General features: G+C 70.5%; 9 protein-coding genes and 3 pseudogenes. 10 read left to right on the top strand and 2 right to left on the bottom strand.

All coding sequences use genetic code 11. The features are described from left to right. A partial coding sequence (locus AQJ58_RS07385; protein WP_234359983.1) for an SWIM zinc finger family protein occupies positions 1–1,831 on the top strand: 1,831 nt, incomplete at its 5' end. A gap of 49 nt (positions 1,832–1,880) precedes the next feature. Here AQJ58_RS07385 and AQJ58_RS07380 read toward each other — a convergent pair. Continuing rightward, the gene (locus AQJ58_RS07380; RefSeq protein WP_067246313.1) at positions 1,881–3,305 is read right to left on the bottom strand and encodes a family 43 glycosylhydrolase; all 1,425 of its coding nucleotides are present in this window, start codon (positions 3,303–3,305) and stop codon (positions 1,881–1,883) included. A 455-nt stretch (positions 3,306–3,760) separates the two neighbouring features. Here AQJ58_RS07380 and AQJ58_RS07375 point away from each other — a divergent pair, with 455 nt between their 5' ends. From AQJ58_RS07375 to AQJ58_RS44275, 9 genes and pseudogenes are all read left to right on the top strand, one after another. Continuing rightward, positions 3,761–5,194 (top strand): glycoside hydrolase family 43 protein, encoded by a 1,434-nt coding sequence (locus AQJ58_RS07375; RefSeq protein WP_067246310.1) that lies wholly within the window; start codon positions 3,761–3,763, stop codon positions 5,192–5,194. Between the two features lie 281 nt (positions 5,195–5,475). After that, positions 5,476–5,964 (top strand): GNAT family N-acetyltransferase, encoded by a 489-nt coding sequence (locus AQJ58_RS07370; RefSeq protein WP_079078752.1) that lies wholly within the window; start codon positions 5,476–5,478, stop codon positions 5,962–5,964. Positions 5,965–6,125: 161 nt separating this feature from the next. Beyond that, a pseudogene (locus tag AQJ58_RS07365) lies at positions 6,126–6,651 on the top strand (helicase-related protein); the annotation flags it as partial. A gap of 165 nt (positions 6,652–6,816) precedes the next feature. After that, complete coding sequence (locus AQJ58_RS07360; protein ID WP_067246308.1) at positions 6,817–7,059, top strand: DUF5302 domain-containing protein; 243 nt, start codon at positions 6,817–6,819, stop codon at positions 7,057–7,059. Between the two features lie 785 nt (positions 7,060–7,844). Then, positions 7,845–8,048 carry a cold-shock protein gene (locus AQJ58_RS07355; RefSeq protein ID WP_053746402.1) on the top strand — a complete coding sequence of 68 codons (204 nt, stop codon included), beginning with the start codon at positions 7,845–7,847 and terminating at the stop codon, positions 8,046–8,048. Positions 8,049–8,395: 347 nt separating this feature from the next. Beyond that, a complete protein-coding gene (locus AQJ58_RS07350; protein ID WP_067246305.1) occupies positions 8,396–9,892 on the top strand; it encodes a DEAD/DEAH box helicase in 1,497 nt (498 codons plus the stop codon). Positions 9,893–9,937: 45 nt separating this feature from the next. Continuing rightward, positions 9,938–10,339, top strand: a complete 402-nt coding sequence (locus AQJ58_RS07345; RefSeq protein WP_067246302.1) for a CBS domain-containing protein — start codon at positions 9,938–9,940, stop codon at positions 10,337–10,339. 3 nt (positions 10,340–10,342) lie between these two features. Beyond that, a pseudogene (locus tag AQJ58_RS40505) lies at positions 10,343–10,546 on the top strand (MerR family transcriptional regulator); the annotation flags it as partial. A 156-nt stretch (positions 10,547–10,702) separates the two neighbouring features. Beyond that, a pseudogene (locus tag AQJ58_RS44275) lies at positions 10,703–10,801 on the top strand (3-oxoadipate enol-lactone hydrolase); the annotation flags it as partial. Positions 10,802–11,417: 616 nt separating this feature from the next. Here AQJ58_RS44275 and AQJ58_RS07340 read toward each other — a convergent pair. Then, on the bottom strand, positions 11,418–13,124 hold the full coding sequence (locus tag AQJ58_RS07340) for a SpoIIE family protein phosphatase (RefSeq protein WP_234359982.1): 1,707 nt from the start codon (positions 13,122–13,124) through the stop codon (positions 11,418–11,420). Positions 13,125–13,287: the final 163 nt, after the last annotated feature.

Genomic DNA, 13,287 nt, shown 5'->3' with positions numbered 1-13,287 from the left:
CGGTCCCGCCCCCGGCGGCGGTCCCGCCCCCGGCGGCGGTCCCGCCCCCGGCGGCGGTCCCGCCCCCAGCGGTGGTGCCGCCCCGATCACCGACTCCTCCGCGGGCCGCTCCGCCCCCGGAGCCACGGGCGGCCCCGGCGGCCCCGGTGTTCCCGCCGTGAGCTCCCCCGGGCCGACCGCCCGGCCCGGGGACATCGCGCGGGAGGCGTTGCGGGCCGCCCGCGCCCAGGCGCGGCAGAAAGCGGTCGACGACAGGGAACCGGACGCCGGGCGGGCCACCCGGCCGTCCGCCCGGGCCGCGGGTGCTGAACGTCCCGCCGTCCCCGGCACCGCCGCCCCGGTCCTGCGGCGCCCGAGCCGACCGGGGGACCTCGGCGGCGGTGACCGTACAGCCCGCGAACGCGCCCGGCTCGTACGGGAGTCACTCGCCGACGCCTTCCGGATGCCCTCGGACGACCCGCCGTCGTCCACCGCACCCGACCGACGCCCCACCCCGGCACCCGCCGACCCGCCCCCTCCCGCCCCCGTCACCCCCCGCTCCATGGCCGCCCCCTCCCGGGACGGGGAGCACCGGCGTACCTTTCCCGCCTTCCCGGCGTTGCCCGGACGGGGGGACGGCGAGCAGTCCCGGTTCGCCGAGACCTGGTGGGGGCATGCCTGGGTGGCCGCGCTGGAGGAAGGGGCGCTGGACGTCAAGCGGCTGGCGCGGGGCCGGGGTTACGCCCAGCAGGGGCACGTCGACGCCATCACCGTCACCCCCGGACTCGTCCTCGCGTACGTGCAGGGCAGCCGGCCCCGCCCGTACCGCGTACAGGTGCGGCTGCGGACGCTGGGGGAGGAGGAATGGGAGCGGTTCCTGGCCACCGCGGTGGACCGGCCCGCGTACATCGCCGCGCTGCTCGACAAGGAGATGCCGGAGTCGCTCGCCGACTGCGGGGTGCCGCTGCTCCCCGGCCCCGGCGACCTCGAACCGCACTGCAGCTGCCCCGACCGCGCACACCCCTGCAAACACGCCGCCGCCCTCTGCTACCAGACCGCGCGACTCCTGGACGCCGACCCCTTCGTCCTGCTCCTGCTGCGCGGACGGGGCGAACGCGAGCTGCTGGACGCGCTGTCCCGCCGCAACGCCACCCGCGCGGCGCGGGCCGCGCAGGATCAGGAAGCGGCCGATCTGCCGGGCGTCCGCGCCACGGAGGCGATGGCCCCGGGCGGCGGCCCGGGACGTCGACTGCCGCCGCTGCCCGCCCCCTTGCCCGTCCCGCCGCACCCCGGGCAGCCCCCGGCCTACCCCTCCGCGCCGAACGGCCCCGACTCCTTCGCCCTGGACCAGCTCGCCACCGACGCCGCCGCCCGCGCCCACGCCCTGCTCGTCACCGGCCGCGACGAGATCGGCGAACTGACGCTGTGGCAGGACGCCGTACGGCTGGCCGCCGCCCGCCCCGGCTCCGGACTCACCCTCGCCACCCGCTCCCTGTACGCCTCGCTCGCCTCGGCGGCCGGCCGCACCCCGTCGGAACTGGCGCGCGCGGTCGCCGCCTGGCGGCAGGGCGGACCGGACGGCCTCACCGTCCTGGAGGAGCCCTGGGACCCGCCGGCGGGCCGTTTCGACCGGGCCCGCCCGCTGCTCCTCGCCGCCGACCTCCCCGCCTTCCGCCCCTGGCGCAACCACCTCACCCACCCCGCCGGCCACGTCCAGCTCCGCTTCGGGCGCGACGGCCTGTGGTACCCGTACGAGTCCGAGCCCGGCCAGGACGACTGGTGGCCCCGCGGCACCCCCGACCCCGACCCGGTGGGCGCCCTGACCGGCCTGGGCACCGCCGAGGAGCCTTAGCCGGGCCCACCGCCGCACAGTGGGGCGGGCCGCACCGGGTCGCTGTGGCTCACTGCGTGTAGAAGGTGGCGTCGCCCCGGTCGGTCGCGGTGCTGGGGGCCTGGACGTAGAGCAGGTAGTTGTAGTGGCGGATGTAGCGGCCCGGGAGGTTGTACGCCTCGTACGAGACCCCGGCGGAGTCCGCGAGGCCGGCCCGGGCGGTGAAGGAGGCGTCGGACGCGAACTGCGCCGTCCCGTCGTTCTTCTCCACCCACACCTCGTAGTTCTTGTGGCGCAGGAAGTAGCCCGGGAAGTTGGCCGACTCCAGGGAGACGGTGCCCGTGCCGGCCAGACCCGTGACGACCCGGAACTGCGAGTCGGCCAGCGGCGAGACGTTCGCCTCGATCTTGGCGCGGTAGTCCCAGTGCCGGATGAACCGGTCCGGGAAGTTGTAGGAGGAGAGCCGGATCGGGGTGAGGCCGTCGGCGACGGGGATGCCGAAGTCGGGTGTGCCGTCGGCCTTCCAGTAGATCTTCTGGACGCGGGTGCGGCGGTTGGGGTCGTTGAGCGGGGAACCGCTGATGTCCTTGTAGCTGCGGTCGTGGTAGACGAGGATGTCCGACGTGCCGTCCTCGGAGACCGTGAACTGGTTGTGCCCGGGGCCGTACTGGCTGGTGGCGGCGTGGCTGGCGAAGACCGGGCCGGCGCTCTTGGCCCACGACGAGGCGCTCAGCAGGTCGTCCGAGGCGGACGCGGTCAGCATGCCCATGCAGTAGTTGGCGTCGGTGGCGCTGGCCGAGAAGGTCAGGAAGACCTTGCCGCCCCGCTGGATGACGGCGGGGCCCTCGTTGACCGTCTCGCCTCCGGCGGTCTCCCACGCGGCGGTCGGCCTGCTGAGCATGACGGGTGTGCCGGTGATGGTCCAGGGGCTGGACATCTGCGCGAGGTAGATGTTGGTGCCGCCGCCGACGGCCGGGTCGTTCTGCGCCCAGGCGAGGTAGCGCGTGCCGTTCACGACGAAGGTCGTCGCGTCCAGCGAGAAGGTGTCCAGCGGCAGCGCGATACGCCCCTTCTCCGTCCAGCTCCCCGTGATCGGGTTCGCGGCGGCGCACTCCAGGACGTAGGGCCGGATGTGCCAGATGTCGTTGGCATCGCCGGCGGCGAAGTAGATGTACCACTTGCCGTCGATGAAGTGGATCTCCGGGGCCCAGATGTGTGCGCCCATCGCACCGCTGGCGTGCTTGGTCCAGACGGTCGTCTCGGCGGCCGACGTGAGCCCCTGGATCGTGGTGGCACGGCGGAGCACGATGCGGTCGTACGCCGGCACCGTGGCGGTGAAGTAGTAGAAGCCGTCGGTGTGCTTGAAGATGTGCGGGTCGGCCCGCTGCTCGGCGATGGTGTTGGTGTACGTCACGCCTGGTGACGCGGGCACGGCGGCGTGGGCGGTACCGGCCGAGACACCGGTGACGGTGGCGGCGGCCGAGCCGGCGATCAAGCCGAGGACCGATCGACGGGTGAGCGCAGGTCTCACGGATTGCTCCCTCGTGTGCGGGCGGCGCAGAGAAACCGTCCGTTCAAGTGCCGGTATTTCGAACGCCGTTCGTGAATTCGGCCAGAACTTAAGTCCTGCGGTCGCCCCCGTCAACGCTTTGGTCAAAGAAGCATCCGGCGACTTGGCCGACGCCCGCCGCGAAAGGCCCATGGATTGTCGGATGTATTGACGCATCCCGATGCCCCCACTTAATGTCTGCCCGATTCTACGAACGTTGTTCGATATTTCGCACTATGGCGGGTCGGCTTCGGGTTGGCTGAGGCGCCACCTCGGTCACCGCCGCCGATATCGCAGCATTCCGAAGGCCGCCACCGCCGTGCCGGACCACAGGCAACAAGAGCCCTCTGAGATCTTCCCCTCTCCCGACGGTGGCACCTGCACGAAGACAGGAGATCCGAATGTCCGCGCTCCGCGCCCGGCTGACGGTGATATTGCTCGCCGCATGCCTCCTCTTCGCCGGCCAGGCCCTGACCACGCCCCAACGGGCCGACGCAGCCGATCCGGGTTACCTGATGGTGCACTTCACCGGTGAGGGGGCGACCAATCAGCAGATGTACCTCTCGCACAGCACCGACGGCCTGCACTGGAACGACCTCAACGGCGGCGGGATGGTCCTGCGCTCCACGGTCGGCACGAAGGGGGTGCGCGACCCCGCATTCGTGAGATCCCCCGACGGCAGCAAGTACTGGATCATCGCCACCGACCTGTGCATCAGCTGCGGGCAGGACTGGAACGCCGCCATCAACAATGGCAGCCGCAACCTGGTGGTGTGGGAGTCGACGGATCTGGTCACCTGGTCGCAGCCGTGGCTGCTCAACGTCGCCGGCGCCATCCCCGACGGCCGCAACGCCTGGGCGCCCGAGGCGATCTGGGACCCGCAGACCAACGACTACGTCCTGTACTGGGCGACCAACGTGCCCCTCGACGGCAAGACGAAGCACCGCATCTACTACGCCCGCACCAGCGACTTCCGCACCGTCACCACCCCGCAGACCTACATCGAGCGCCCCGGCACGCAGGAGATCATCGACACCCAGATCATCGAGGTGCCGGCCGGAGTGGGCACCTACCGCTACGTGCGGGCCTCCGGTGACGGCCAGATCACCCTCGAGGGCAGCAACTCCATCCTCGGAACCTGGACCCGCCTCGGTGACCTGTCCGGCATCGGTCTGACCGGGTCGATGGTCGAGGGCCCGATGTGGATGAAGTTCAACGGCACCGACAAGTGGGCCCTCTACCTTGACCAGTACGCCTCCGGCGGCGGCTACATGCCGGTCCTGACGACCGACCCGTCCAATCCCGCCTCCTACCAGAGGCAGGCTTCGGGAAGCTACACCATGGGCGGCACGAAGAAGCGCCACGGCTGGATCATGAACCTGACCGCCGCCGAGGAGAGCCGCGTCCTCGCCCGCTGGCCCAACACCCCCGCCCAGCGGCTCCAGTCGTACAACTTCCAGGACCGGTACGTGCGCCACACCAACTTCGACGTGCGCATCGATCCCGACGTGAGCCCCGCCGAGGACGGCCAGTTCCGGCTGCGCCCCGGCCTGGCGGGCACCGGCACCGTCTCCTTCGAGTCGGTGAACCACCCCGGCTACTTCCTGCGCCACTTCAACTTCGACTTCCAGCTCGCCCACAACGACGGCACCACCCAGTTCGCCGCGGACGCCACCTTCCGCAAGGTCGTCGGCCTCGCCGACGCCGGCTGGTCGTCGTTCCAGTCGTACAACTACCCCGACCGCTACATCCGCCACTACGCCTACGAGCTGCGCCTCGACCCGATCACCACCGCGACGGGACGCGGCGACGCCACCTTCCGTGTGACGAGCTGACCCCACGTCGACAGGGACGTGGGACGCGCTGACGACACCGGGACGCGACCGCTGCCGGCCCTGGTCCGCCAGGGGGCGAGCGGCGGCACGTCCCGGAGTACGCCGGTGGCGCCCGGGTCCGCGAAGTCCGGCTGATGTCCCTTTGGAGAGCTTCAGCGAGCGTCACGCTCCTTGCCGGGCCGGGTCGCGCCGGCTAGGTGTTCTGTCCCCGGAGGTTGGTGACTCGGCCGAGCAGCCGACCCGCCGCACGACGGTACGCCCCGGTACGACATACTCTCCCGATGAGTTCACGCACTTCCCCGATCGGCCGGCCGATCACGATACGGAGGGCCGTCGCGCGGGATGCCAAACGGCTCACGCGGCTCGTGCGTGGCTCAGGCGCCTACGCGGGTAAGTACGCAGGCGCGGTCGCGGGCTACCGGGTCGGGCCTGATTACATCGAGGCCCACCGCGCCTTTGTGGCCGTCGGCGCCGACGAGCATGGAGGCCGGGTCCTCGGGTTCTACTCGCTCGTCCTCGCTCCACCGGAGCTCGACCTGCTGTTCGTCGCTGACGAAGCGCAAGGACGGGGTATTGGACGGCTGCTCGTCGCGCACATGCGGTCCGAGGCCCGTGCCGCCGGGCTCGACCGTGTCAAGGTCGTGTCGCATCTTCCCGCCGAGGGCTTCTACTACCGCGCCGGTGCAGTGCGGATCGGGACCGCGCTCGCGAACCCGCCCGCCGTACCGTGGGACCGTCCCGAGTTCGAGTTCCGCGTTTCCTCGGGATGACGCGGCGTGCCGGTTGGCGTGGCACCGGCTTCGCGGTGTGGTGGCCGGCTTGCGGGGGCCGCTGGACGCCGCGGTGGTCTCCTCTGCCTTCCGCTGTGCCGCCGCCGCGTCTCCCGCGTCCGGCTTGCTGACCCGCATGGTCCTCTACAGGGCCTGCCTCGGTGCTATTCCTCGACACCGAGCACGCCGTCAAGCGGCTCACCCGGCATCTGCGGGCCGGCAGGGTCAACGCCGGGGCCCGGCACAGCGGCAAGTCCCAGCCACAGCGCACACGGCCCCTGGCGCAGTTGCAAGAACAGCCAGATCACCGTTCTGGTGGCGACCGGTGTCGCGGCCCATGGCCTGCACGTCGAAGACCTCGATCTTGTGTGGTCACGCTCGTGCCGGCGGGGCCGGCGCCGCGAGACGAGCCGCATGATGGCCGGGGCGGGCATCGAGCCGACCGTCACCAAGGTGCGCTCGGGCGAGGCGGAGCTGAGCCGGATCACCGGCGCCAGGACTCCCTCCGGGATTCCGCTCGACGGCGAGCCCGCCGTCCCCCGACCCAAGAACACCAATGCTCCCTTCCGCGGCCTCGGCACCAGCAAGGGCACCTCCCGCGGCGCCGGCGGCAAGTCCTGACAGGCGGGCGAGGCCCGCAAGCTCGCCGAGGCCCGCAGGGCCGCCCTCGTGCGTCGCAACGGCTGAGAGCCGTTGCCCTGGCAGCCTGGCCACGGGATCGCACGCGAAGTAAACGCCTTTGGCCGCGAAGGGATGCCGCAGAAACGGAGCACGATGGTGTTGCCGGCGCCTCGCACTGTGCCCGGCATGACAAGCTGTGCTTGCCCACCCCCCCGAACCCAGGAGGTCACCATGACCGCAGAGCCCGTATCTACGGAAGGTTCGGAGCCGGATGCCCCCGAAACGTCCCCTCTGGAGCCGGACAGCGAGGGCAACTATGACCTCAAGCGCAAGTTCCGCGAAGCCCTGGCGCGCAAGCGCGGTGCGCAGGCGGACGCCGCTGATATTGCCGCCAAGTCCGATGCGTCGAAGGTGCGTTCGGCGCACGGCCCGGCTGCGAGCCAGCGGTCGTTCAGGCGCAAGAGCGGCGGCTGAGTCGATGAGTCCCGCGACGTGCGTATGCCCATGGGCGCGTCGCGGGCGGGGCGTAGCCGGGGGACTCATGTGCCCCTGTACCGCTGTGAAAAACGACTGCGGCTGTCCGGGGTGACGTCTGCGTCGTGAGGCGGAGTTGCCGATACCCGGAGCCTCGCTCAGCGGCACACCCAGCAGGGCGTTCCCGGGAGGCCGCCAGGGCATGACGGGGCGCGGCTGCGTGGGGGTGATCTGTCGCACCGCCGCCCAGGTGGTGCCGAGTGTGCGTAGCCGGCCGGTGTCCATCGTGTCGTGCAACCGGGAGAGGAGGAGGTCTTCCTCCGCCCGGACCGTCCGTTCCTCGCCTTCGATATGGCCGCTCCCGGGCGTGCGCCGGAGACGGGCCGTGACGCTTGCCGGAACCACCCTGATCTCCACGCCCGCCCGCACCGTCTTTTGAGGCGCAGCCCTTACGCCGGCCGCGCTCCCAAAGATTCCCGAAACGTTGCGCTCCGGCTGGGGCAAAATCTGTGTCCGCGAGCTGAGGTTTCAACAGGACAGGCAGACAGATTCTCTATCGCATTAAGTGGGGGTGGGATTCCTCGCCGTACACAGGCCGCTTCGGCGTGCTACTGTCGATCCCAGTTGCAGTTGTGGTTCCCAAAACTTCAAGTGCCCTCCGGGCGGCGCCTGCGCCACTGGAAGCACTTTTATTGTCCGGTATTTTTCCCGGCGGGGTGATCATCGCGGCGACACGGGGTCCGTACAGTGCGGATCCCGACGCACTGCCCCAAAGGAGAAAAGATATGGCTGCTGGTACTGTGAAGTGGTTCAACGCGGAAAAGGGCTTCGGCTTCATCGAGCAGGACGGTGGCGGTCCTGATGTGTTCGCCCACTACTCGAACATTTCCGCCCAGGGCTTCCGCGAGCTGCTGGAGGGCCAGAAGGTGACGTTCGACATCGCGCAGGGCCAGAAGGGCCCGACGGCCGAGAACATCGTTCTCGCCTGACGCTGACTGTCGCGTAGTCGTAGCCGGGGCCCGCGTCCTTCGGGGTGCGGGCCCCGGCTACTCGCATTTTACGCAGCGGTTTCGCCTGCGGACGACAACCGGGAAATCCGGCCCGACTCACCGCATACGGGGCATCCTTCAGGGTGCACGCATCCCTTCATGGCTGCATCGCGGCGGACGCCCGAACATTGCGTCCACTTCGCGCCGTTCATTCCAGCTCCTGCGCCGCACGGATTTTTCGTCGGTGAGATTCGTTTTCGCATTCCACCGGTCCATTCTTGCAATTCTCTGTGCTGCTGATCGCTGCCGGAATTCCTTGATATGTGCCGCATCGAGGAAGGTTCCGCATGAACCGCACCCGCACGAAAGACCGCTTCACCCGCACCCGTAACGGCAGTGCCGAATCCGGAAGGGGCGGCAGCCGATTCGCTTCGTCGGCCAGGAGCCGCTCCGGCGGGCCGGGCCGTTCCGGTGGTTACGGCCGCCGGCCCGCCGCGGTCCAGGGAGAGTTCGCGCTGCCCAGGACGATCACTCCCGCGCTCCCCGCCGTGGAGAGCTTCGCCGATCTCGACATGCCCAGGGCGCTGCTGGGCGCGCTCAGCTCGCAAGGCGTGACCGTACCCTTCCCGATCCAGGCCGCGACCCTGCCTAATTCCCTCGCCGGCCGGGACGTACTGGGCCGTGGCCGCACCGGCTCCGGCAAGACCCTCGCCTTCGGGCTGGCGCTGCTGGCCCGTACGGCCGGGCAGCGCGCCGAGGCGAGGCAGCCGCTGGGGCTGATCCTCGTACCCACGCGCGAGCTGGCGCAGCAGGTCACCGACGCACTCGCCCCGTACGCCCGCTCCGTGAGGCTGCGGCTGGCCACGGTGGTGGGCGGAATGCCGATCGGCCGACAGGCGAGCGCGCTGCGCGCCGGCGCCGAGATCGTCGTCGCCACGCCGGGACGCCTCAAAGACCTCATCGACCGTGGCGACTGCCGACTGAACCAGGTTTCCATCACCGTCCTCGACGAGGCCGACCAGATGGCCGACATGGGCTTCATGCCGCAGGTCACCGCCCTCCTCGCCCAGGTCCGCCCCGAGGGCCAGCGCATGCTGTTCTCCGCCACTCTCGACCGCAACGTCGACCTGCTCGTGCGCCGCTATCTCAGCGATCCCGTCGTGCACTCCGTCGACCCCTCGGCCGGCGCGGTCACGACGATGGAGCACCACGTGCTCCACGTTCACGCCGCCGACAAGCACACGGCAACCACCCAGATCGCCGCACGCGACGGCCGCGTGATCATGTTCCTCGACACCAAGCACGCCGTCGACGGCCTCACACAGCACCTCCTGAACAGCGGGGTACGGGCCGCCGCTCTGCACGGCGGGAAGTCACAGCCGCAGCGCACCCGCACACTGGCACAGTTCAAGACCGGACACGTCAACGTGCTGGTGGCGACCAACGTCGCGGCGCGCGGCATCCACGTCGACAACCTCGACCTCGTCGTCAACGTCGACCCGCCGACCGACCACAAGGACTACCTCCACCGCGGCGGCCGTACCGCCCGCGCAGGAGAGTCCGGCAGCGTCGTCACCCTGGTCACCCCCAACCAGCGCCGCGGCATGACCCGCCTCATGGCAGCGGCCGGCATCGTCCCGCAGACCACCCAGGTCCGGGTCGGCGAAGAGGCCCTGCACCGCATCACCGGCGCCCAGGCCCCTTCCGGCATCCCGGTCGTCATCACCGCACCGGTGGTCGAACGCCCCAAGAAGCGCGCCGCCACCTCACGCGGTCGGCGCCGCCCCGTCTCGGCGGCCCGCCGCGCGCCCGTACGGCAGTCCACCACGGGTGCGGCGGCATAGAACCTTCGTGTCAGGAAGCCCGCCCAACTCCGCAGGAGGAACCCTTTGACGCTGGACCAGACGCAGTTCCGCTCCACACCTACCAACGCCGTGCAGACGGCGGCCGATCCCGCGGACGCGGCCGGACCGCAGGTCTGGGAGGACATGACCGTCGAGGTGGCGCTGTCCGTGATGGCCGCCGCCCGTACAGGTCGGCTGGTCGTCTGCGACGAGGACGGTATGGGCACCGGCCTGGTCACCCGGGACCGGCTCACGGCCGTCCGTGACGGTTCCGGATACACGGACCGGATCCGCCTGAGTGACATCGCCGATGTCATCGAGCCCTTCGCGTCGCCGCCGGCCACGAGGGCCGAAGCCGGGCGTGAGATGCGCTGCCGCCGGCTCGGGGCCCCGCCCGTGGCCGGCGGACACGGCAACACTCTGGGCGTCCTCGTCCTCTCTCGCTGAACCGCCGTCACCCCTCTCGATGACGACGACCACCCCGCCTGCACCACGGGTCGGGCCGCCGACATGCTCGGCACCACCGCCGCCTTCCTGCGCGCCCTCGGCGAACACCGCCTGATCACACCTTTGCGCTCCGAAGGCGGCCACCGCCGCCACTCCCGCTATCAGCTGCGCATCGTCGCCCGTGCCCGCGAACTCGTCGACCAAGGCGCCCTCCCACGAACGCCGCACCCAGCAGGGCACAACCCGACGTGAGATCATCCGATGTCTCAGGCGATGCGCCGCCCGCGAGGTCTTCCACCGGGGCAGACCCGTATCCAGCTCCCCGTTTTAGGGGCGTCCGTGATATGTGAGAGGGTCTGGGGCGTGAGTGAGACACCGTCGAACACCCTGCAATACCGCTTTGACGGGCCAGAAGAGGCTCCCGTCCTGATCTTGGGCCCCTCCCTGGGCACCACCTGGCACAGGTTGTAGAGACCGTCTGTCGGCGTCCAGGTCAGTCCAAGGTGACCGCACAATTCCAGGTCAGAGCGTTTTGGTCCGCGTGAGTCGACGCAGTCGGTGACAGGTGTGTGATAGCGGTGTTCGACGAGAAGCCTCGCCGGTGCGGTCCGACGGGGCTTCTCAAACAGGTGCGTGCAACGTCCGCCGAGGGCACCGTTGTGCCCGGCTTCTCCCCTCCTGAGCACCCGAAGCAAGGAGGGGGCGACGCCGCCGCTCTGACGGCCGAGGCACAGCCTGTCACCCAGGGACTCTCCGCGCCCAAGCGGGAGGCACTCTTCGCTTCTGCAAACTCATCGGCCTTTGGGGAGTGTCTACGGCACGGCATGTCTCTCCGAGGCCGGGCGGATCGCGAACCGCGCCCACGCGACCAACCGAGCGTCGGTGAACTCGGTGCGTGGTCGTGCGGCCGACGTACTGGAAACGGTCGCGTCCACGTCACACCAGATCCCTTCCACCAAGAAGGGCAGGCGTGCGGGTCTCACGCGAACCCGTCTCCTCGTCATCGACCAGGAGGAGGTAACGCTCCGCGACCGCTCCGCAAGATGATGTCCACGCCTGTAGTTGCCCACGTCATGGTTCAGGACGGCATCCGCAGGGCGAGCAGGGCCACGTCGTCGGTGTTGCCGGGTGGCATGCGGCCGAGTAGCTGATCGCACAGGGTGTCGAGCGGTTCGTGGGCGAGAGCGAGGGCGTGGTGGCGCAGACGGGTGAGGCCGGTGTCGAGGTCGCTGCCGGGGATTTCGATCAGGCCGTCGGTGTAGAGCAGCAGGGTGGAACCCGGCGGCAGCGACTGCGCGGCGTTCGGTCGGCTGCCGACGGTGCTCGAACCGGCGCCAAGGAGGAGCCCCTGCCCGGCTTCGAGGTACTGCGCCTGTCCGCCCTGGGCCAGCAGGAGGGGCGGCGGATGCCCGGCGCTGGTCCACCGCAGCGTCCATGGGCCGGTGTGCGGGCTGCCTTCGAGCAGGGCGAGGACGAGGGTGGCCATGGGGACGGTGGTGATGGCGGGCAGGGCGTCGTCGAGGCGGTCCACGACAGCACCGGGTGGGCCGGTGCGGTCCCAGGCCAGTGACCGCAGGATGCCGTGCAGTTGTGCCATGCCGGCCGCGGCGGTGAGATCGTGACCCACGACGTCGCCGATGACCAGCGCGAGCGTGCCGTTCTTCAGCTCGAAGGCGTCGTACCAGTCGCCACCGACCTGGGAGCCGGCCGGGGCGGGCTGGTAGCGGGCGGCCAGTTGCAGGCGGCCGAGCCGGGGCAGCGGGGCGAGCAGGTTGCGCTGCATGGCCTCGGCGACGGCGCGCTGGCGGCCGAACCGGCGGGCGTTGTCGATGACCAGGCCGACCCGGCGGCCGATGTCGCCCACCACTTTCAGATCGTCGGTGTCGAAGGGGGACTCCGGGTCGGTGCGCACCAGCGTCAGGGCGCCGGTGACCTGACGGGCGGAGCCCAGCGGCACGGTGATGGCGGATGTCGCGCCCACCGCCCGCAGGAAGCCGCTGTGGACGGCGGCCAGGGCGGAGCCGGCCGGCTCTGTGACGTCTGCTTCGCGCTGCAGGACGGGATCACCGCCGTTCAACACCTGGACGAGCGGAGAGTGGGCTCTTCCCACCTCCGTCTGGGGCAGGCGCTCGCGCCAGTCCTCCTGCGCGGCGTGTCGGCCCCCCGGGCCCGTCACCGCCACACGGTGGACCTGTCCGGTACCGACCCGCAGGTCTACCGCCGCCCAGTCGGCCAGACGGGGAACCAGCAGGCGGCCCAGCCGGGCGAGGGCCTCGTCGATCTCGAGTGTCTGACCCAGCACGTCGGTGATCTCCGCCACCAGCGTCAGCCGCTCGGTGCGGTCCTCCAGAGCCCGCGTGTAGGCCGCACGCTCCCGGCGCGTGCTGCGGTTGCCGGCGGCGTCGGTCAACAGCACGGCCATGCCCTGGAAGGCGCTGTCGTCCCTCAGAGGGGAAGCGGACCAGGAGATCGCGGTCAGACGGCCGTCACCGCGCAGACAGATCTCACCCTCCCCCCGTGCCTCGGCTCTCTCGGCCAGGGACCGCAGTAGTGGGCACTGCTCCCGGGGCACCGGGCCGCCGGCCGCGTCCCGGTGCAGCAGGTCGTGTGCGTCCTCGCCCCGCATGGCGGCGGCGGCACGGCCCAGCAGGCGCTCGGCAGCCGGGTTGGCCGCGAGAATCCGTCCAGTGGGGTCCACCACGATGAGAGCTGTGCCCAGCCGTCGGACGACCTGCCGCCAGAAATCCGGCTCGGCCACCGACCGGCACCGCCCCTCATCTCCCATGTCCTCCACCATGCCGCCTTTCCAGCCATGCAAACCCTCGCCGGAAACCGCGGACGCGTTGGCAGGCCGACACACCAGCGGATCGACGACTGCGGAGTTGACAACGATCGGTACGACCTGCATCAACGCTATGCCCGAGCGGCAGGGAACGGGCTCGTCTCGA

Origin of the sequence: Streptomyces sp. DSM 15324, from assembly GCF_001514285.1 — a bacterium.
In the GTDB taxonomy this organism is placed as follows: Bacteria; Actinomycetota; Actinomycetes; order Streptomycetales; family Streptomycetaceae; genus Streptomyces.
The sequence above is the reverse complement of the archived record's forward strand: the minus strand, read 5'-3'. Positions and strand labels throughout refer to the sequence as shown.

Excerpts from the sequence above, each read along its gene's own strand:
- AQJ58_RS07375 (WP_067246310.1), top strand. The coding sequence starts at position 3,761 with ATGTCCGCGCTCCGCGCCCGGCTGACGGTGATATTGCTCGCCGCATGC.
- AQJ58_RS07370 (WP_079078752.1), top strand. The coding sequence starts at position 5,476 with ATGAGTTCACGCACTTCCCCGATCGGCCGGCCGATCACGATACGGAGG.
- AQJ58_RS07360 (WP_067246308.1), top strand. The coding sequence starts at position 6,817 with ATGACCGCAGAGCCCGTATCTACGGAAGGTTCGGAGCCGGATGCCCCC.
- AQJ58_RS07355 (WP_053746402.1), top strand. The coding sequence starts at position 7,845 with ATGGCTGCTGGTACTGTGAAGTGGTTCAACGCGGAAAAGGGCTTCGGC.
- AQJ58_RS07350 (WP_067246305.1), top strand. The coding sequence starts at position 8,396 with ATGAACCGCACCCGCACGAAAGACCGCTTCACCCGCACCCGTAACGGC.
- AQJ58_RS07340 (WP_234359982.1), bottom strand. The coding sequence starts at position 13,124 with ATGGGAGATGAGGGGCGGTGCCGGTCGGTGGCCGAGCCGGATTTCTGG.